This window comes from Massilia litorea (genome assembly GCF_015101885.1).
Taxonomy (GTDB): Bacteria; Pseudomonadota; Gammaproteobacteria; order Burkholderiales; family Burkholderiaceae_D; genus Telluria; species Telluria litorea.
In genome coordinates this window covers 3,829,878-3,848,904 of record NZ_CP062941.1, presented here as the reverse complement: position 1 = coordinate 3,848,904, position 19,027 = coordinate 3,829,878, and the positions used below count along the sequence as shown (strand labels likewise).

Here is a 19,027-nt window from a genome sequence, read left to right as displayed (position 1 = left end):
GCGGCCTGGACAAAGCGGCTACCATGGTCCCGTTACCTATGGTGGCCACGACATGGAAACCTTTGCACAGCGTTTCGCTCGCGGTAGCGGCGCCGCTGCCCTTCCCGGGCCGGCAGGCGCCGCTCCGGCGCACCCGGCCGACCCGGGCGTGCTGGTGGCGGACGCCGAACAACGGGTGCTGGCCGCGAGCAAGACCTTTTTTGAACGTACCCGCCTGGCGAACCCCGACGTCGTCGGACGTACCCTGGCCGAACTGGCCGTCGCGCTGGCGCACAATCACGCGCTGGTCCAGCCGGCGGAACTCGACATCGTCCCGGTGCAGGGCGCCGGCGGCGCGGCCACCCATTACACCGCCACCCTGCGCGAGGGCAGCGGCCTGCCCACGCATGCCGCGGCGCCGGCCAGCCGGCCGCGCGGCTTCGACGAGCTGCTCGACCATATTCCGGCTGGCGTCGTCGTCCACGCCAGCGACGAGCGCGCGGTCTACGCCAACTGCCATGCGCTGCGCCTGCTCGGCTCGGCCCTCGACGCCATGCGCCGCGCCCCGCTGGCCGCCAGCGACTGGACCCTGCTGCGCGCCGACGGCACGGTCCTCGCGCCCGACGACTACCCGGTCGCCTCGGTGCTGCGCCACGGGACCATGCTCAGCAATTTCATCATCGGCCTGCGCTGCGGCGAAACGCTGCGCTGGCTGATCTGCAACGCCTTTCCGGTCCACGCCAGGGACGGCAGCGTCAACGAGGTGATCGTCTGCTTCACCGACTGCACCCAGCTCAAGGAAGTCGAACAGTCGCTGTTCAAGTCCGAGGAGCGCCTGCGCCTGGTGCTGCAGGGCTCGACCGATGCACCCTGGGACTGGGACCTGGTCAGCGACCAGCTCTATTATTCGGAGCGCTACTGGGAGATGGTCGGCTACCGGCCGGGCGAACTGCCCGAGCGGCCCGAAACGTGGACCGCCATGCTGCATCCCGAAGACCGCGAGCGGGCGATCCACTTCGTGCGCAGCCTGCTGCGCGGCCAGGACCGCAGCTACAGCGTCGAATTCAGGCTCCGGCACCGCGACGGCCATTACGTGCCGGTGCTCTCGCGCGGCTTCGTGCTGCGCGACGAACACGGCCGGGCACTGCGCATGTCGGGCACGAATACCGACCTCACCGAGGCCAAGCTGGCCGAGCGCCACATCTACGAGCTGGCCTATTTCGATTACCTGACCGGGCTGCCGAACCGGCGCCTGCTGATCGAGCAGCTCGCGAAAATCCTGCCGCGCAGCGAGCGCACGCGCCAGTTCGGCGCCCTGCTGTTCATCGATCTCGATAACTTCAAGCTGCTCAACGATACCCTCGGCCACGACGTCGGCGACCAACTGCTGCGCGAAGTGGCCGAGCGCCTGCGCCACACGGTGCGCGAGAGCGACCACCTGTCGCGCCTGGGCGGCGACGAATTCGTCGTCGTGCTCGAGAACCTGGGCGAGACCGCCGATGCAGCCGTGCACGAAGCGGGCGCGATCGGCGCCAAGCTGCTGCACGCCCTGGCCCAGCCCTACCAGCTGGCGGACCGTCCCAGCGTCAGCACGCCGAGTATCGGCGTGGCCATGTTCGGCGCGCTGCCGGCCAGCGTCGACGCCCTGCTGCGCCAGGCCGACCTCGCGATGTACCGGGCCAAGGCCGAGGGCCGCAACACGGTGCGCTTCTTCGACCCCAGCATGCAGGCCGCGGCCGACCGCCAGATCGAACTCGAACGCGACCTGCGCGACGGCATCCGGCGCCAGCGCTTCGAGCTGCACTGCCAGCCCCAGTTCGGCGTCGGCGGGCGCCTGGTCGGCGGCGAAGTGCTGCTGCGTTCGCGCCATGCGGGGCTGGAGCTGGTCGGCCCGGCCGAATTCATCGGCCTGGCCGAATCGAGCGGCCTGATCGTCCCGCTGGGCGCGATGGTGCTGCAGGAGACCTGCCGCGTCCTGGCGCGCTGGGCGCGCGACCCGAAGCTGGCCTGCCTCACGCTCGCCGTCAACGTCAGCGCCCAGCAGCTGCGCCAGGCCGACTTCGTCGAGCGCGTGCTGGCGACCCTGGTCGAGACCGGCGCCGCACCGCACCGCCTCTGCCTCGAACTGACCGAGAGCGTCTTCGCCGAGGACGTCGAGGACGTGATCGGCAAGATGCACGCCCTGCGCGCGCACGCGGTCAGCTTTTCGCTGGACGACTTCGGTACCGGCTACTCCTCGCTCAGCTACCTGAAGCGCTTCCCGCTGGCCGAGCTCAAGATCGACCGCAGTTTCGTCAAGGACCTGCCCGGGGACGCGAATGCGGGGGCGATCGTCGACGCCATCCTGGGGCTGGCGCGTACGCTCAAGCTGCAGGTGGTGGCCGAAGGGGTCGAGACCGAGGCGCAACGCGATTTCCTCGTGGCGCACGGATGCGGGGTGCTGCAGGGCTACCTGTTCGGGAAGCCGGTGGCGATGGAAGAATTCGAGCGGGTGTGGGGCGGCGCAATGTGAGTTCGTGGTGCTGTCGCGTGTTGCTGTCTCGGTCCTTTAGATCCGCGTGGGCATGAATGCCCACCCTACGGGAAGCCACTCTACGCAGGGTGGGCATTCACACCCACGCGGTACGCACGTCTCCGTGCACCCGCCGCCGCCACCCGTGCGCTCGCCCGCGGCGCATCGCAGTATTCTGGTAACAATCCGACAACCTCCAACCGGACAAGGGTGTCCACAACCATGACCCTACTGCGCTCCGACGCCGCGCTGCGGCGCGACCAGATCCTCGATGCCGCCGACGCGGTCTTCTCCGAGCGTGGCATCACGGCGCCGCTCGACCTGGTCGTCACGCGCGCCGGCGTCGGGCGCGCGACCCTGTACCGCAACTTCCCCGACCGCGCGGCCCTCGTCGAGGCCCTGTTCGAACGCGCCATGAGCGGCCTGGAAGCCGAAGCGCGCGGCCACGACCTGTTCGCCCTGGTCGAGCAGGTGGGAATGAATCTGGTCGCAGCACCTGCCATCGCCGACTACTGGCGCGCGCTGGAACCCGGCCACCCGGCCGCGAAAGCCGCGCGCGAGCGCCTGGCGCGGCTGTTCCGCTCGCCGCTGGCCGCGGCCCTGAAGAGCAAGGCCTGCCGCCCCGACCTGCGCCCGGCCGACCTGGTTCTGCTCTGCGGCATGCTGGGCGCGGCGCTGCGCGGAGGTACCCTGGCCAGGCGCCGCAGCCTGGTGCGGCGCGCGCTCGAATTGACGGGCGGCGCGCTGTCGCCCCCCGCGCCGGCCCCGCGAGGACGCTGATGGCGCAGCTGCTCAGACCGACGCCCAACTGGGAGGAACACGAAAAGCCGACCCTGCCCGGCTCCGCCTCGATGCCCTACCATACGCCGATGGTGCGGCTGGCCTATGCGCTGGTCGCCCTGCTGGTCGGCATTACCGGCGGGCTGGGGAACGCCCTGGTCTCGGCCAACCTGCCGACGATAGGAGGCCAGCTCGGCCTGACGCCTTCCGAGGCCACCTGGCTCCCGGCCGCCTACGCGATGGTCAACGTGACCGTGAACCTGCTGGTCTTCAAGTTCCGCCAGCAATACGGCCTGCGCCTGTTCGCGGAGATCGGCCTGGCGATGTACGCGGCCGTCACCTGCCTGCACCTGATGGTCGGCGGCTTCACGATGGCCGTCGCGGTGCGCGCCGTCAGCGGTTTCGCCGGCGCCGCGGCCACCACGCTCTCGATGCTCTATATGCTGCAGGCCGCGCCGCGCGCCTACACCGGCAAGATGGTCGTGATCGGGGTCGGCATCCCGCAACTGGCGACGCCCCTCGCCTGGCTGCTCTCGCCGACCCTGCTGGTGTTCGGCCAGTGGCACAACCTGTATCTGTTCGAGGCCGGCCTGGCCCTGTGTTCGTGGGCGGCCGTGGTGGTGCTGAAGCTCCCGCCGGGCATGCACATCAAGGTCTTCGAAAAGCTCGACTTCCTCACCTTCGCCCTGATGGCGCCCGGCGCCGCCATGCTGGTGGCGGTACTGGCACAGGGCTATTCGCAGTGGTGGTTCGACGAGCCCTGGCTGGCCTGGCTCCTGATGGGCGCACTGGTCCTGATCAGCGCCGCCTTCTACATCGAGCATCATCGCGCGAACCCGCTGATCCAGACGCGCTGGCTGGTCACGCCCAGCATCCTGCGCTTCATCGTCGGCGCCTTCCTGATCCGCTTTCTCACCACCGAGCAGACCGTGGGCGCGGTCGGCCTGCTGCGCGTGCTGGGCATGGGGCCGGACCAGATGCAGCCGCTGTTCGGCGTGATTTTGATCGGCACCATCTGCGGCATCGCCGCCAGCTCGCTCACCTTCAGCCCCAAGACCCTGATCCCGCAGATCATCGTCGCCATCGTCCTGTTCGGCACGGCGGCGGCCCTCGACTACGGGCGCACCAGCCTGGACCGGCCGCAGGACTTCTTCTTCAGCCAGTTCCTGGTGGCCGTGGGCAGCGGCATGTTCCTCGGGCCGCTGGTCCTGCTCGGGATCACCCAGGCCCTGAAGTTCGGGCCGAACTACGTGATCACCTTCACCGTCGTGCTGTCGATGACGCAGACGCTTGGCGGCCTCACCGGCTCCGCGCTGCTCAGCACCTACCAGCTGCACCGCGAGCAGGTGTATTCGAGCGACCTCACGGCGCAACTCAATCCCGCCGATCCCCAGGTCGCCCAGCGCCTGCAGCTGCAGGGCGGGATCTACCGCGGCACGATCGCCGACCCGGTCCTGCGCGCCGCGCAAGGCGCCGCCCTGCTGGCCCAGATCACGCGCCGCGAGGCGAACGTCAGGGCCTACAACGATGTCTTCGCACTGAGCGGCGTGCTGGCCCTGCTGTTCCTGTTCTGGTCCCTGTACGTGGCGGTGCGCGTGGCCATCCGCGAGCGCCGTGCCGCCCTTGCCAACAACCCCTCCTGAACCTGGTATACATGAATAGTCCGACACCTCCCACCCGCGACGAAATCGAAGCCGCCAAGGCCAACCCGCCGGTCCCCACCGACGCCGACGACAGCGCGCGCGTCGCCGCGCCAGGGACCGCCGCGGCCGCAGGCGCCGCCGACACCGCGGCGCCGCCGAAAAAAATCAAGGCCACCCCGGCCTCGATCGGCATCATGGCGGTGGTCGCGGCGGTCGGCATCGGCCTGATCATGTGGGCCTGGCACCTGGGCCCCTTCAACAGTACCCGCGTCAGCACCGACAACGCCTATGTGCGCGGCGCCATCACCGTGCTGGCGCCGCAGGTCAACGGCTATGTGACCGAGGTGCTGGTCAAGGACTACCAGTACGTCAAGGGTGGCCAGGAACTGCTGCGCATCGACGACCGCATCTACCGCGAACGGGTGCGCGCGGCCGAGGGCCAGGTCGCGAATGCGACGGCCGCCCTGAACAACGCCGAACAGACGCAGGCCCAGAACACCGCCACCGTCGGCTCGGCGCGCGCCAACCTGGTGGCGGCCCAGGCCGAGCAGGCCCGCGCGCGCGCCGAGCAGGCCAGGGTCGACGAACTGGCAGAACGCGGCTCGGTCTCGCTCAGCGAGCGCGATCGGGTGCGCACCTCGGCCCGTCTGGCGGCGGCGAATGTGCTCAAGGCGCAGGCCGAGATCGAGATCGCGCAGCAGCGCGTGAAAGGGACGACGGTCTCGCGCGGCGGCCTGGAAGCCCAGGTCAGCATGGCGCAGGCCCAGCTCGAGCTGGCCAAGATCGACCTGGCCAACACCGTGATCGTCGCGCCGCGCGCCGGCCAGGTGAGCGAGGCGACGGTGCGCCGCGGCCAGTACGTGACGGCCGGCTCGCAGTTGCTGTTCCTCGTGCCCGATACCCTGTGGGTGGTGGCCAACTTCAAGGAAGGCCAGACCTGGCGCATGCGGGTCGGCCAGCAGGCCAGCTTCAAGGTCGATGCCTTCGAGGGCGAGGTACTCACCGGCCACGTCGAGCAGATCGCGCCGGCCACGGGTTCGGAATTCTCGGTGCTGCGTCCGGATAACGCGTCCGGCAATTTCACGAAGGTGGTGCAGCGCCTGCCGGTCCGGATCGCGATCGACCCGGACCAGCCGCTGGCAAAGCGCCTGCGTCCCGGCATGTCGGTGACGGCCGAAGTCGATACCGGCGCGGCGCCGCGCGAGGCCGATAACGCGCGCGCAGCCGGGAACGCCCGATGAGGCGGCGCAGCTTCAACACGGCGCTGGCCTTGCTCGGTGCGGGCACTCTTGCCGGCTGCCTGCCAACTTATCGCGCGATGCCGGACGCCGCCCGCGTGACGGCGCCCGAGAACTGGCGCGAACAGCTTGCCGGCAGCGCCGCCGTCGACCCGGGCTGGTGGAGCAGCTTCGGCGATCCGGCCCTCTCTCGCCTGGTCGAGGCGGCGCTGGCGCGCAACAGCGACGTGCTGATCGCGGTGGCGCGCGTCGACGAAGCCCGCGCCCAGGCCGAACTCGCGGAAGCCGCGCGCCTGCCGGCCCTGAACGGCGCGCTCGGCGTGCAGGCGGGCCGCGCGCTGACGGCAACCGGCATCAGCACCAGCCGCTCGATCCAGCCGACTTTGCAGGCCAGCTGGGAACCCGACCTGTTCGGCCGCATCCGCAACCAGGTCCGCGCGGCCGGCCTGCAATACCGGGCGACGCAGGCCGAACGCGATGCGGCCGCGCTGGCGGTGGCGGCAGGCACGGTCCAGAACTATGTCGCCCTGCTTGCTCTCGATGCACAGCTGAGCATTACGCGCGAGACGGTCGCCTCGCGCAACGAGGCGCTGCGCCTGGCCCAGGACCAGGCCCGGGTCGGCTACATCTCGCAGCTGCAGCTGACCCAGGCCCAGTCCGAATACCAGTCGGTGCTGGGCGCGATCCCGGAGCTGGAACTGGCGGTACGGCGCCAGGAAAACGCGCTGCGCCTGCTGGCGGGCGAACTGCCCGGAGACGTCGAGCGCAGTACCGATGGGAGAGGCGGCTTCGCGGCCCTGCGCCTGCCGCCGGTGCCCGCCGTGCTGCCCTCGCAGCTGCTGGCGCGCCGGCCCGACATCGCCCAGCGCGAACTGCTGCTGGCCGCCAGCGACGTCAACCTCGCGCTGCGGCGCCAGGCCTTCCTGCCGCAAGTCTCACTGAGCGCCCAGCTCGGGAGCCTGTTCGTGAACGCCCTCGACTACGATCCGGTGACCGTCTGGAGCCTGGGCGGCAGCGTGCTCGCGCCCCTGTTCACGGGCGGGCGCCTGAGCGCCCAGTACGAGGCCGCCGCCTCCCAGCGCGACCAGGCCGCGTTTGCCTACCGGCGCAGCGTCCTGACGGCGTTCTCGGAGGTCGAAAATGCGCTGGCCGGGGTGCCGCGCCTGGCCGAGCAGGTCGACCATGCGACGCAGCGGCGCGATATCCTGACCCGTTCGCTCGGCTACGCGCACGACCGCTACCAGGCAGGCTACGCCTCCTATCTCGAGGAATTGGATGCGCAGCGCAATTTGTACCAGGTCGAGCTGAGCCTGGTTACGTTGCGGCGCACACAGGTCGAGAACCTGATCGGGCTGTACCGGGCGCTGGGCGGTGGATGGATGGCGTGGTAGGTGTCTTGGAGCAATCCAACATCAGGTTGGTTTGGTCTGGTTCAGGCTTCGGCGGTCGGCCACATGCTAGGTTTTGCCACGTGTGGGTGGCGGCGCGGTCGCGAGTTTTCCGAGGACGCGTTTCACCGCGTGGGCTCGAGAGCCCACCCTACGGTCGTTGCGTACCGTAGGGTGGGCACTTGTGCCCACGCGGTGATACGTGACATGTGCGCTGTCGAAACACTTCCGACACCCGCGATCTATGCTGCAAAGCACCACGAAAATACTTCTCTGCAATGACCGTGCGCGCCATCGCACGATTTATGATCTCAGCTTGCCGCACATCACCTCACAAAGGAAACGCGCATTATGAGCCAGGGTAACCCTCTGTCGCTGCATGTCCCGGAGCCAACCGGCCGCCCGGGTTGCAAGACCGATTTTTCGTACTTACAAATGAGTCCCGCCGGCGCCGTCCGCCGGCCCGAGGTGGACGTCCAGTTCGGCGACACCGCCGACCTCGTGACCGTCCTGATCCGCGTGCTCGACGACGAAGGCAATGCCGTCGGCCCGTGGGCGCCGCAGATCGACACCGAACAGCTGCGCTTCGGCCTGCGCACGATGATGAAGACCCGCATCTTCGACGCGCGCATGGTCATCGGCCAGCGCCAGAAGAAGATGTCCTTCTACATGACCTCGCTCGGCGAGGAAGCCATCGGCACCGCGCACGCGCTGGCCCTGAAGGACGGCGACATGTGCTTCCCGACCTACCGCCAGCAAAGCCTCCTGATGGCGCGCGAATATCCGATGGTCGACATGATCTGCCAGCTGCTCTCGAACGAGCGCGACCCGATGAAGGGCCGCCAGCTGCCGGTCATGTACTCGGTCAAGGACAAGGGCTTCTTCTCGATCTCCGGCAACCTGGCCACCCAGGTGCCGCAGGCGGTCGGCTGGGCCATGGCCTCGGCGATCAAGGGCGACACGAAAATCGCCTCGGCCTGGATCGGCGACGGCGCCACCGCCGAATCCGACTTCAATACCGCCCTCACCTTCGCCCACGTCTACCGGGCGCCGTGCATCATCAACGTCGTCAACAACCAGTGGGCGATCTCGACCTTCCAGGCGATTGCCGGCGGCGAGAGCGTGACCTTCGCCGCACGCGGCGTCGGCTCGGGCATCGCGTCCCTGCGCGTGGACGGCAACGATTTCCTCGCCGTGTATGCCGCGTCCTGCTGGGCCGCCCAGCGCGCCCGCCGCAACCTCGGGCCGACCCTGATCGAATGGGTGACCTACCGCGCGGGCCCCCATTCCACTTCCGACGATCCGTCGCGCTACCGCCCGTCCGACGACTGGAGCCGCTTCCCGCTGGGCGACCCGATCGTCCGCCTGCGCCAGCACCTCACCAGGCTGGGCGCCTGGTCCGACGAAGAGCACGAGCGGGTCCAGGCCGAACTCGAGGCCGAGGTCATCGCCGCGCAGAAGGAAGCAGAACAATACGGCACGCTGGCCGATGGCCGCGTCCCGAGCGCGGCGTCGATGTTCGAGGATGTCTACAAGGACATGCCCGAGCACCTGCGCCGCCAACGTCAACAACTGGGGGTGTGATGATGGTGCGTGATAGTGATAAAGATCCGGTCATGACGCAGATGACCATGATCCAGGCCCTGCGCTCGGCCATGGACGTGATGCTGGGCCGCGACGACAACGTGGTCGTGTATGGCCAGGACGTCGGCTATTTCGGCGGCGTGTTCCGCGCCACCGACGGTCTGCAGGCCAAATACGGGAAGCAGCGCGTGTTCGACGCGCCGATTTCCGAAGGCGGCATCGTCGGCACCGCGGTCGGCATGGGCGCCTACGGCCTGCGCCCGGTGATCGAGATCCAGTTTGCCGACTACTTCTATCCGGCCTCCGACCAGATCGTCTCCGAAGCGGCGCGCCTGCGCTACCGCTCGGCCGGCGACTTCACGGCCCCGCTGACGATCCGCATGCCCTGCGGCGGCGGCATCTACGGCGGCCAGACCCACAGCCAGAGCCCGGAAGCGATGTTCACCCACGTCTGCGGCCTGCGCACCGTGATGCCCTCGAATCCCTACGATGCGAAAGGCCTGCTGATCGCCTCGATCGAGAACGACGACCCGGTCATCTTCCTCGAGCCCAAGCGCCTGTACAACGGCCCCTTCGACGGCCACCACGACCGTCCGGTGGTCTCCTGGGGCAAGCACCCGATGGGCGAAGTCCCCGAGGGCTACTACACGGTCCCGCTGGACAAGGCGGCGATCTTCCGTCCCGGCGCGGATCTCACCGTGATCACCTACGGCACCATGGTCTGGGTCTCGGAAGCGGCGGCGATGGAGACCGGCATCGACTGCGAGATCATCGACCTGCGTACCCTGTGGCCGCTGGACCTCGACACCATCGTCGAATCGGTCAAGAAGACCGGCCGCTGCGTCGTCGTGCACGAAGCGACCCGCACCAGCGGCTTCGGCGCGGAACTGACGGCGCTCGTGCAGGAACACTGCTTCTATCACCTGGAAGCGCCGATCGAGCGCGTTACCGGATGGGACACCCCATATCCGCACGCGCAGGAATGGGCGTACTTCCCCGGCCCCGACCGTGTCGGCGCCGCGTTCAAACGTGCGATGGAGGCGAAATAAATGGGTATTCACGTCATTAAAATGCCCGACCTGGGCGAAGGCATTGCCGAAGTCGAGGTCGTGGCCTGGCACGTCAAGCCGGGCGACACGGTCAAGGAAGACCAGGTGCTGGCCGACGTCATGACCGACAAGGCGACCGTCGAGATCCCGTCGCCGGTGCACGGCACCGTGACCTCCCTGGGCGGCAAGCTGGGCGAGGCGATGGCCGTGGGCGCCGAACTGATCCGGCTCGAGGTCGAAGGCGCGGGCAATCACTCCGGTGAGACGACTGCGGCGCGCCAGCAGACCCCTGCCGCCAAGGCGGCGCCGGCCGGCTCCAGCGCCGGCACCGCCGAGGAGTTCCCGCCGATCACGGTAGCGCAGCCGGAAACCGTCGTCACCACCGTGACCAGCGCCGAAGACGCAGCGCCGGCACAGGCCGCACCTGCGCGCCCGGCGACGGCGCCGGCCTACACGCAAGGCGCGGGCGGATCGCAGGCGCCGGCCCACCACGGCCGCGCCGCCGGCGAAAAACCGCTGGCCGCTCCCGCCGTGCGCCAGCGTGCCTGGGACATGGGCATCGAGCTGCAGTACGTGACCGGCTCCGGTCCGGCCGGCCGCATCAGCCACGCCGACCTCGACGCCCACGTCGCGCGCGGCCAGCGCAAGGCCGCTGAAGGCGACCGCCGCTACGCCGTGCTGGAAGGCGAACAGGCGATGCCGCTGATCGGCATGCGCCGCAAGATCGCCGAGAAGATGGCCGAAGCGAAGCGCCGCATCCCGCACTTCACCTATGTCGAGGAAATCGACGTCACCGAACTGGAAGCCCTGCGCGTCCAGCTCAACGCGCGCTATGCGGGCCAGCGCCCGAAACTGACCCTGCTGCCGCTGATCATGCGCGCCGTGGTGCTGGCGATCCGCAAGTACCCATCGGTGAACGCCCGCTTCGACGACGACGCCAACATCCTCACCACGTATAACGCCGTCCACCTCGGCATCGCCGCGCAGACCGACGCCGGCCTGATGGTGCCCGTGGTGCGCAATGCCGAAGCGCGCGATCCATGGTCGGCAGCCGCCGAAGTGGCGCGCCTGGCCGACGCCGCCCGCAGCGGCAAGGCGCTACGCGAGGAACTCAGCGGTTCGACCATCACCATCACCAGCCTCGGTGCGCTGGGCGGCATCGTCACCACGCCGGTGATCAACCGTCCGGAGGTGGCCATCGTGGGCGTGAACCGCATCATCGACAAACCCGTGATCCTGAACGGCGCGATGGTGGCGCGCAAGACCATGAACCTGTCGTCTTCCTTCGACCACCGGGTGATCGACGGCATGGTGGCGGCGGAATTCATCCAGACCATCCGCGGCTACCTCGAGTGCCCGGCAACCCTGTTCGTGGAGTAAGGAGATGAATCAACTTGTCACGACCCTGCTCATCATCGGCGGCGGTCCCGGCGGCTATGTCGCCGGCATCAAGGCCGGCCAGCTCGGCATCCCGACCATCCTGGTCGACGCCGGCCAGCTGGGCGGCACCTGCCTGAACATCGGCTGCATCCCCTCGAAAGCCCTGATCCACGCGGCCGAGGAATTCGAGAAGGCGGGCCACTATGCCGGCGATTCGCCGCTCGGTATCTCGGCCGCCGCGCCCTCGATCGATGTCACGCGCACCGTCGCCTGGAAGGACGGCATCGTCAAGCGCCTGACCGGCGGCGTCGGCGCGCTGCTGAAGAAGAACGACGTGCAGGTGATCCGCGGCTTCGCCCGCATCCTCGACGGCAAGACGGTCGAGGTGAAAACGGCGGACGGCGAACTGCAGCGCGTGCGCTGCGAACACCTGCTGCTGGCCAGCGGCTCGGAGCCGGTCGAACTGCCCTTCATGCCTTTTGGCGGGAACGTCGTCTCCTCGACCGAGGCGCTTTCGCCCGCAACGATTCCGCAGCAGCTGGTGGTCGTCGGCGCCGGCTACATCGGCCTGGAGCTGGGCACGGCCTACCGCAAGCTGGGCGCGGAGGTCACCGTCGTCGAAGCGCTTGAGCGCATCCTGCCGGCCTACGACGCGGAGCTGACCAAGCCGGTCGCGGCCAGTCTGAAAAAGCTGGGCATCGATTTGCGCCTGGGTTCCTCGGTGCTGGGCCTGAACGCGGCCGGCGACGGCGTGCGGGTCAAGACGGCCATGGGCGAGGAAATCGTCCTGTCCGCCGACCGCGTGCTGGTGGCCGTCGGCCGCCGTCCGCGCGCCGGCGGCTGGGGCCTCGAATCGCTGCAGCTCGACATGAACGGCCGCGCCGTGAAAATCGACGACCAGTGCCGTACCTCGATGCGCAATGTCTGGGCGATCGGCGACCTCGCGGGCGAGCCGATGCTCGCGCACCGCGCAATGGCGCAAGGCGAAATGGTGGCCGAGATCATCGCCGGCAAGCGCCGCCACTTCCAGCCGAACGCCATGCCGGCGGTCTGCTTCACCGATCCGGAAGTGGTCGTGGTCGGCATGGCGCCGGGCGAAGCGGAGGCCGCGGGGATCGACGCGATCAGCGCCAACTTCCCCTTCTCGGCGAACGGCCGGGCGATGACGATCGAGTCGACCGACGGGTTTGTGCGCGTCGTGGCACGGCGCGACAACCACCTGATCCTCGGCTGGCAGGCGGTCGGGCGCGGGGTGTCGGAACTGAGTACGGCCTTCAGCCACTCGATCGAGCTGGGGGCCACCCTGGAAGACGTGGGCGGCACCATCCACGCGCACCCGACCCTGGGCGAAGCGGTACAGGAAGCGGCGCTGCGGGCGCTGGGGCACGCGCTGCATATCTGAACGCAGGCCGGGTGGCAACCGGAAGGCCTGCGCGGGCAGGCCTTCTTCGCATCCGGCGCGTGCACACCGGGCCTTGTATCATGGGGTTTTACGGCCACGCTCCCCCGATGAAACACCGACTCTTCCTGTTCGACCTCGACGACACCTTGCTCGACTTTAAGGCCTCGGAACGGCTCTCTTTCGAACGCACCATGCGCGAATTGGGCCTGCAAGCGGTTCCCGACGGGCTGTTCGTTCGCTACCAGGCCATCAACCTGGCACTTTGGAGGGCGTTCGAGCTTGGCGCGGTGTCGAAGGACTTCCTGAAGGTGGAACGGTTCCGCCGAACCTTCGCCGAGTATGGCGCGGGCCTGGACCTGGATCCGCAAGCGGCCAGCGACCTGTATCTCGAGTCGCTGCCGAACACCGTCGTCCTGGTCGACGGCGCGCAGCAACTGTGCGAAACGCTGGCCGGCATCGGCGAAGTGGGCATCATCACGAACGGGGTCGAGCACATCCAGCACCGGCGCATCCGCGCCTCGGGGCTGCATGCGCACCTTTCCTTCGTGGCCACCTCCGAGGCCTGCGGCCACGCCAAGCCGGACGCCCGCTTCTTCAACTATGCCGTCAACATGGCGCGCGCCTTCTCGCACCAGGAGACGGTCATCGTCGGCGACCGCCTCGACGCCGACATCCTCGGCGCCAACCGGTTCGGCATCGACAGCTGCTGGTTCAATTCCGGCGGCCAGGCCAACAACTCGGAGGCGGTCCCCAGCTGCGAAGCGACGCGCCTGCAAGATGTGATTCCTGCATTGCGCGCGCTCCAATCGTTGTAATCGCGCACACCCGCGGCCGCTGTCTGGGATCGATCAATACCTACCCACCCCGACGCGCGCAACAATCGCTGGCTGGCAATCGTGCGTCACCTTAGTGCGCCACCTCGGTGCGTCACCTTGGTGCGTCACCTTGGTGCGTACGACAAACCCGCGCCTGGCCGAAGCGCCGCTTTCGGCCTCTTTCATTGACCAGACAAGAGACCCACACCATGCTCAAGAAATTTGCCGCCGCCACCGCCCTTCTCGCCGCCGCATCTGGCGCCTTCGCCGCCGAACCGCCCTCGCTGTACGCCGGCGTCGACGTCTCGTCGACCAAGGTCCACAACTACGACCGCGACGGCGGCTACGGCGCCTTCCTCGGCTACAGGTTCAACGAAAGCTTCGCCGTCGAAGGCGGCTACCACCGCCTGGCCGATACCGAATACCGTACCGGGCCGCTGCGTGCCGAGGTGACGCTCGACCAGCTCGACCTGGCAGTGATCGGCAGCCTGCCCCTGAGTGCGGGCTTCGACGTCTACGGCCGCCTCGGCTACAACCGCCTGACGGCCGACGCCGACGTCGCCGGTTTCAGCGCCAGGGAACACGACAATAACGTGCTGTACGGCGTCGGCCTGGGCTACGCCTTCACTCCGGTAATCCACGCGCGCCTGGAGGTGCAGAAGCCGTCCAGCGACGCGACCAGGATCCTGGCCGGCGTCGCTTTCAGGTTCTGAGCCGCGCCCCAAGGCACGCAGTCCGGCCCGGCTTGCGTAAGCAGCCGGGCTTCTTCTTGCCCGCAGGGCTGACCTATCAGTTAACAATTGCACGACGGAATCTAACCATCTGTGAGAAAGCGTGAGAATCCAAGTCCTTGAATTATTGCACTTCCTTCGATATCGCTACCAAAAGTTTCACAGATTTTACTTCGTCGAATTGTAAATTCGAGTAAAGCATGCGATAATAGTTCTGTGTGGAAATATTCTCCCGCATCAATAACAATCGCATAAAAGGTCCATAGACATGTTCAAGAAAATCGCAGCCGCAGCAACCCTGGTCATCGCTTCGTCGTCGGCATTCGCCCAGCAAGCCCCACAATTCTACGTTGGCGCTGAAGCCAGCTCGACCAAGCTGGATGGCGCAGGTCGCGAAGGCGGCTTCGGCGGCTTCGTCGGCTACAAATTCAACCAGACCGTGGCGATCGAAGCCGGTTACAACCGCCTGGCCGATGGCGACGTCGATGTCGACGGCCACAACGTCAACGTCAAGTTCAACCAGACCAGCATCTCGGTCATCGGCACCCTGCCGCTGTCGAGCGGCTTCAACCTGTTCGGCCGCCTCGGCTACAACGAGATCAAGGTCAAGGGCTCGTACATGGGCGTGTCGGCTTCCGAAAAGCTGGACGACGGCGTCGTCTACGGCGTCGGCCTGGGTTACGCTTTCTCGCCAGCCATCAGCGGCCGCCTGGAAGTGTCGAAGCCGATCAGCGAGATGACCAAGGTCACCGCCGGCGTCGCCTTCCACTTCTGATACGCGTGGCAGCCGGCTCGTACCGGCGCTGGCGACAAGAGCCCGGGACAGCGCAAGCTGCCCGGGTTTTTTGTCGTCAACCGTGCGCGGCCGGCGTGACGCAGCGGGCATGATGTCTTTCCTGACCAGCGACGACAAGGGAGCCGACGTGAACCAGCGCTATCGACCGATCACGCACCTGGGCCTGGGCGGCACCGGCCTGGGCGACATGTACCATACGACGAGCGACGAGGCCGCCCGCACGACCGTCGACGCCGCGTGGGAAGCCGGCATCCGCTATTTCGACACCGCCCCGCACTACGGCGCCGGCCTGTCCGAACACCGTTTCGGCCAGGCTTTGCGGTGCCGCCCGCGCGACCACTACACGCTGTCGACCAAGGTCGGACGCCTGCTGGTGCCCGGTCCCGTGGGCGAGATCGCCAGCCCTTTCGTTTCCGCGCTGCCGTTCCGGCGCGTGATCGACTACAGCGCCGACGGTGCCCGGCGGGCGGTCGAGGACAGCCTGCAGCGTCTGGCGCTCGGCCACATCGACATCGTCTATGTGCACGACCTTTCGCCCGACCAGTTCAGCCGGGCCGAATTCGAACACTGGTTTGCCATCGCCTCAGGTCCGGGCGGCGCCTTCGAGGGCCTGGTCCGGATGCGCGAGGAAGGCCTCATCGAGGGCTGGGGCATGGGCGTGAACACGGTCGAGCCCTGCCTGCGCGCGCTGCAGGCGTCCGATCCCGATATTTTCCTGCTGGCCGGACGCTATACGCTGATGGAGACGACGCCCCTGGCCGAGCTGTTTCCGCTGTGCGCCGGGCGCGGCGCATCGGTCGTGCTGGGCGGGCCCTACAATTCCGGCTTTCTCGCCGGCGGCGAGCATTACGACTACAGGCCGGCCGGCCCGGACAAGCACGCCCGGCGCGAGCGCCTGCGCCAGGTCGCGGCGCGCCACGGGGTCGACCTGGCGGCGGCCGCCCTCCAGTTCGGCGCCGCCCACCCGGTGGTGGCGGCGACCATTCCGGGCGCCAGCAGCCCCGAGCACCTGCGCCGCAACGCGGCCCTGATGGGGATGACGATACCGCGCGCATTCTGGGAGGCGCTCGTCGGCGAAGGCCTGCTGCCGGCCGATGCGCCGCTGCCCGGCGCGGCACCCGGGATCTAGCGCCCGGCATCGGCACCGGCAGAAGAGGCAAGCGGCGCTGCGCCTGGCCGCCCGGCATGTACAATCGTGCAAGACAATCACGTACATGCCTATGCCGAATCACCGCGTCCTCGTCCTCTACGCCCACCCCGCGCCGCACCGCTCGCGCATCAACCGCAGGCTGGCCGAGGCCGCGCGGGCCCTGGATGGCGTGCTGGTGCACGACCTGTACGAGACCTATCCCGATTTCTACATCGACGTGCCGCGCGAGCAGGCGCTGCTGGAACAGGCCGAGCTGGTCGTGTTCCTGCATCCGATCCGCTGGTACAGCATGCCTTCCCTGATGAAGGAGTGGACCGACAGCGTGCTGGAACCCGGCTGGGCCTACGGTCCCGGCGCCACCGCGCTGCGCGGCAAGGGCTATTGGCTGGCGGTGACCACCGGCAGCCCGGAGGACGCGTACCAGGCGGGCGAGCGCCACGGGCGCCCGTTCGAGGCCTACCTGCCGCCCTTCGAACAGACCGCCCTCCTGTGCGGCATGCATTGGTGGCCGCCCCACATCCTGCATGGCGCGAACGGCGCCGACCAGGCCGCGATCGAGGCGCACGTCGCGGCCTTCCGCGCCCGCCTCGAGGCCTTCCTGCTCACCCCGCCTAAACGACACGCCGATGGAACCGCAAATGGAAAATGAGCTCCTCGCCAATGCCGTCGTCTACCTCGCCGCCGCCGTGCTGGCGGTGCCGCTGGCCAAACGCCTCGGCCTCGGTGCCGTGCTCGGCTACCTGCTGGCCGGGATGGCGATCGGGCCCTGGGGACTGAAGCTGATCACGCAGGCGGAGACCGTCCTGCACTTTTCCGAGTTCGGCGTGGTGCTGCTGCTGTTCCTGATCGGCCTCGAACTCGAGCCGGCGCGCCTGTGGTCGATGCGGCGCCCGATCTTCGGCTGGGGCACCGCGCAGGTACTGGGCGTGGCCGGGGTCCTGTGCGGCGCGGCCCTGTTGGCGGGCATTTCCTGGCAGGTGGCCCTGGTCGGCGCGCTCGGCCTGTCCCTGTCCTCGACCGCGATCGCCCTGGCGACCCTGGGCGAGCGCAACCTGATGGGCACGCCCGCCGGCCAGGCCGGCTTCGCCATCCTGCTGTTCCAGGACATCGCGGCGATCCCGATGATCGCGCTGATCCCCCTGCTGGGGGTGGCGGCAGGCGACAGCAGCGGCGGCGGCTGGCTCGGCGCCGCGCGCCTGGCCGGCGTGATCCTCGGCGTGATCGTCGCCGGCCGCTACCTCGTGCGTCCGGCGCTGCGCATCATCGCCAAGTCGGACATGCGCGAGATCTTCACCGCGTTTGCCCTGCTGCTGGTGATCGCCATCTCGCTGCTGATGCAGTGGGTCGGCATGTCGATGGCGCTCGGCGCCTTCATGGCCGGCGTGCTGCTGGCCGACTCCGAATACCGCCATGCGTTGGAGACCGACCTCGAACCGTTCAAGGGCCTGCTGCTCGGGCTGTTCTTCATCGCGGTCGGCATGTCGGTCGACTTCGGCGTCTTCCTGTCGAAGCCGCTGCTGATACTCGGGCTGGTGCTCGCTTTCCTGGCGCTGAAACTGGCCGTGCTGTTTGCACTGTCCCACCGCTTCGGCATCGCGCGCGGCCAGCGCTGGCTGTTCGCCTTTCTCCTCTCGCAAGGCGGCGAGTTCGCCTTCGTCGTGTTCGGCGCGGCGGGCGCGGCGCGCGTGTTCACGCCCGAAGTCGGCTCGATCCTGGTCGCGACCGTGGCGCTGTCGATGGTGACCACGCCGCTGCTGCTGCTCCTGCACGACAAGGTACTCGAACCGCGCTACCACGGGCAGAACCTGCGCGAGCCGGATGCCATCGACGACAACGAGGGCCACGTGATCATCGCCGGCTTCGGACGCTTCGGCCAGATCGTCGGGCGCCTGCTGAACGCGAACCGCATCCGCCTGACGGTGCTCGACCACGATCCGGACCAGATCGAACTGCTGCGCCGCTTCGGCTTCAAGGTCTTCTACGGCGACGCCACCCGGGTCGACCTGCTGCATGCGGCCGGCGCAGGCAAGGCGCGCGCGCTGGTGCTGGCGATCGACGACATCGAAGACAGCCTGGCCCTGGCCGACGCCGTGCGCGAGCATTTCCCGGACCTGCCCATCCTCGCGCGGGCGCGCAACGTCACCCACCTGTACCAGCTGATGGACCGCGGCGTGACCGTGATCGAGCGCGAGACCTTCGAGTCGGCCCTGCAGCTCGGACGGCGCGTGCTCGGCCAGCTCGGCTACGGCGCCTACCGCGCACGCGAGGCGACCCTGAAATTCCGCGAGCACAACAAGGCGAGCGTCGATGCCGTCTATCCCTTCTACAAGGACCGCGAGCAGTACGTCTCGATGGCCAAGCGTGCGCGCGACGAACTCAACGAGATGTTCGCGCGCGACCTCAAGAGCTACGAAAAGGAATCGGAAAAAGGCTGGGACTGAGCCTGCGTCCGCCGCGGGCCGAAGCCGGCGAAAAAAATGACGGAACTGAGCGCCAAGGGCGCCGGCTTCGCGGCGGGCCGCCCGCTGGCGGATCGACAATGCCGGATTTGCGGACGAGGAACTGTGTAGAATACAAAAT

General features: G+C 68.2%; 15 protein-coding genes. All 15 read left to right on the top strand.

Going from position 1 to position 19,027, the window contains the following annotated elements; translation table 11 throughout:
* The first annotated feature begins 52 nt into the window (after positions 1–52).
* The 15 genes from LPB04_RS17335 (at position 53) to kefC (ending at position 18,888) form a co-directional block, all read left to right on the top strand.
* A complete protein-coding gene (locus tag LPB04_RS17335) occupies positions 53–2,491 on the top strand; it encodes a putative bifunctional diguanylate cyclase/phosphodiesterase (protein ID WP_193685751.1) in 2,439 nt (812 codons plus the stop codon).
* 222 nt (positions 2,492–2,713) lie between these two features.
* Positions 2,714–3,271 carry a TetR/AcrR family transcriptional regulator gene (locus LPB04_RS17330; protein ID WP_193685750.1) on the top strand — a complete coding sequence of 186 codons (558 nt, stop codon included), beginning with the start codon at positions 2,714–2,716 and terminating at the stop codon, positions 3,269–3,271.
* A complete protein-coding gene (locus tag LPB04_RS17325) occupies positions 3,271–4,914 on the top strand; it encodes an MFS transporter (protein ID WP_227496453.1) in 1,644 nt (547 codons plus the stop codon). Before LPB04_RS17330 ends, LPB04_RS17325 begins: the two co-directional genes overlap by 1 nt.
* A gap of 11 nt (positions 4,915–4,925) precedes the next feature.
* On the top strand, positions 4,926–6,155 hold the full coding sequence (locus LPB04_RS17320) for an HlyD family secretion protein (RefSeq protein WP_193685749.1): 1,230 nt from the start codon (positions 4,926–4,928) through the stop codon (positions 6,153–6,155).
* The gene (locus LPB04_RS17315) at positions 6,152–7,543 is read left to right on the top strand and encodes an efflux transporter outer membrane subunit (protein ID WP_193685748.1); all 1,392 of its coding nucleotides are present in this window, start codon (positions 6,152–6,154) and stop codon (positions 7,541–7,543) included. Before LPB04_RS17320 ends, LPB04_RS17315 begins: the two co-directional genes overlap by 4 nt.
* Positions 7,544–7,891: 348 nt before the next feature.
* A complete protein-coding gene (locus LPB04_RS17310; protein WP_193685747.1) occupies positions 7,892–9,124 on the top strand; it encodes a 3-methyl-2-oxobutanoate dehydrogenase (2-methylpropanoyl-transferring) subunit alpha in 1,233 nt (410 codons plus the stop codon).
* Positions 9,125–9,156: 32 nt separating this feature from the next.
* Positions 9,157–10,173, top strand: coding sequence for an alpha-ketoacid dehydrogenase subunit beta (locus LPB04_RS17305; RefSeq protein ID WP_227496452.1), 1,017 nt, complete (start codon positions 9,157–9,159; stop codon positions 10,171–10,173).
* The gene (locus LPB04_RS17300; RefSeq protein ID WP_193685745.1) at positions 10,174–11,553 is read left to right on the top strand and encodes a dihydrolipoamide acetyltransferase family protein; all 1,380 of its coding nucleotides are present in this window, start codon (positions 10,174–10,176) and stop codon (positions 11,551–11,553) included.
* Between the two features lie 4 nt (positions 11,554–11,557).
* A complete protein-coding gene (gene lpdA / locus LPB04_RS17295) occupies positions 11,558–12,955 on the top strand; it encodes a dihydrolipoyl dehydrogenase (protein WP_193685744.1) in 1,398 nt (465 codons plus the stop codon).
* Positions 12,956–13,062: 107 nt separating this feature from the next.
* Positions 13,063–13,770 (top strand): YjjG family noncanonical pyrimidine nucleotidase, encoded by a 708-nt coding sequence (locus tag LPB04_RS17290; RefSeq protein WP_193685743.1) that lies wholly within the window; start codon positions 13,063–13,065, stop codon positions 13,768–13,770.
* Positions 13,771–13,979: 209 nt separating this feature from the next.
* The gene (locus LPB04_RS17285) at positions 13,980–14,483 is read left to right on the top strand and encodes a porin family protein (protein WP_193685742.1); all 504 of its coding nucleotides are present in this window, start codon (positions 13,980–13,982) and stop codon (positions 14,481–14,483) included.
* A gap of 286 nt (positions 14,484–14,769) precedes the next feature.
* Positions 14,770–15,276 carry an outer membrane beta-barrel protein gene (locus LPB04_RS17280; protein ID WP_193685741.1) on the top strand — a complete coding sequence of 169 codons (507 nt, stop codon included), beginning with the start codon at positions 14,770–14,772 and terminating at the stop codon, positions 15,274–15,276.
* A 112-nt stretch (positions 15,277–15,388) separates the two neighbouring features.
* On the top strand, positions 15,389–16,426 hold the full coding sequence (locus tag LPB04_RS17275) for an aldo/keto reductase (RefSeq protein ID WP_193689055.1): 1,038 nt from the start codon (positions 15,389–15,391) through the stop codon (positions 16,424–16,426).
* 85 nt (positions 16,427–16,511) lie between these two features.
* Positions 16,512–17,096 (top strand): glutathione-regulated potassium-efflux system oxidoreductase KefF, encoded by a 585-nt coding sequence (gene kefF / locus LPB04_RS17270; protein ID WP_307727231.1) that lies wholly within the window; start codon positions 16,512–16,514, stop codon positions 17,094–17,096.
* On the top strand, positions 17,086–18,888 hold the full coding sequence (gene kefC, locus LPB04_RS17265) for a glutathione-regulated potassium-efflux system protein KefC (RefSeq protein WP_193685740.1): 1,803 nt from the start codon (positions 17,086–17,088) through the stop codon (positions 18,886–18,888). Before kefF ends, kefC begins: the two co-directional genes overlap by 11 nt.
* The last annotated feature ends 139 nt before the right edge of the window (positions 18,889–19,027 follow it).

Coding starts and splice junctions, on each gene's coding strand:
- LPB04_RS17335 (WP_193685751.1), top strand. CDS start 53: ATGGAAACCTTTGCACAGCGTTTCGCTCGCGGTAGCGGCGCCGCTGCC.
- LPB04_RS17330 (WP_193685750.1), top strand. CDS start 2,714: ATGACCCTACTGCGCTCCGACGCCGCGCTGCGGCGCGACCAGATCCTC.
- LPB04_RS17325 (WP_227496453.1), top strand. CDS start 3,271: ATGGCGCAGCTGCTCAGACCGACGCCCAACTGGGAGGAACACGAAAAG.
- LPB04_RS17320 (WP_193685749.1), top strand. CDS start 4,926: ATGAATAGTCCGACACCTCCCACCCGCGACGAAATCGAAGCCGCCAAG.
- LPB04_RS17315 (WP_193685748.1), top strand. CDS start 6,152: ATGAGGCGGCGCAGCTTCAACACGGCGCTGGCCTTGCTCGGTGCGGGC.
- LPB04_RS17310 (WP_193685747.1), top strand. CDS start 7,892: ATGAGCCAGGGTAACCCTCTGTCGCTGCATGTCCCGGAGCCAACCGGC.
- LPB04_RS17305 (WP_227496452.1), top strand. CDS start 9,157: ATGACGCAGATGACCATGATCCAGGCCCTGCGCTCGGCCATGGACGTG.
- LPB04_RS17300 (WP_193685745.1), top strand. CDS start 10,174: ATGGGTATTCACGTCATTAAAATGCCCGACCTGGGCGAAGGCATTGCC.
- lpdA (WP_193685744.1), top strand. CDS start 11,558: ATGAATCAACTTGTCACGACCCTGCTCATCATCGGCGGCGGTCCCGGC.
- LPB04_RS17290 (WP_193685743.1), top strand. CDS start 13,063: ATGAAACACCGACTCTTCCTGTTCGACCTCGACGACACCTTGCTCGAC.
- LPB04_RS17285 (WP_193685742.1), top strand. CDS start 13,980: ATGCTCAAGAAATTTGCCGCCGCCACCGCCCTTCTCGCCGCCGCATCT.
- LPB04_RS17280 (WP_193685741.1), top strand. CDS start 14,770: ATGTTCAAGAAAATCGCAGCCGCAGCAACCCTGGTCATCGCTTCGTCG.
- LPB04_RS17275 (WP_193689055.1), top strand. CDS start 15,389: ATGTCTTTCCTGACCAGCGACGACAAGGGAGCCGACGTGAACCAGCGC.
- kefF (WP_307727231.1), top strand. CDS start 16,512: ATGCCTATGCCGAATCACCGCGTCCTCGTCCTCTACGCCCACCCCGCG.
- kefC (WP_193685740.1), top strand. CDS start 17,086: ATGGAAAATGAGCTCCTCGCCAATGCCGTCGTCTACCTCGCCGCCGCC.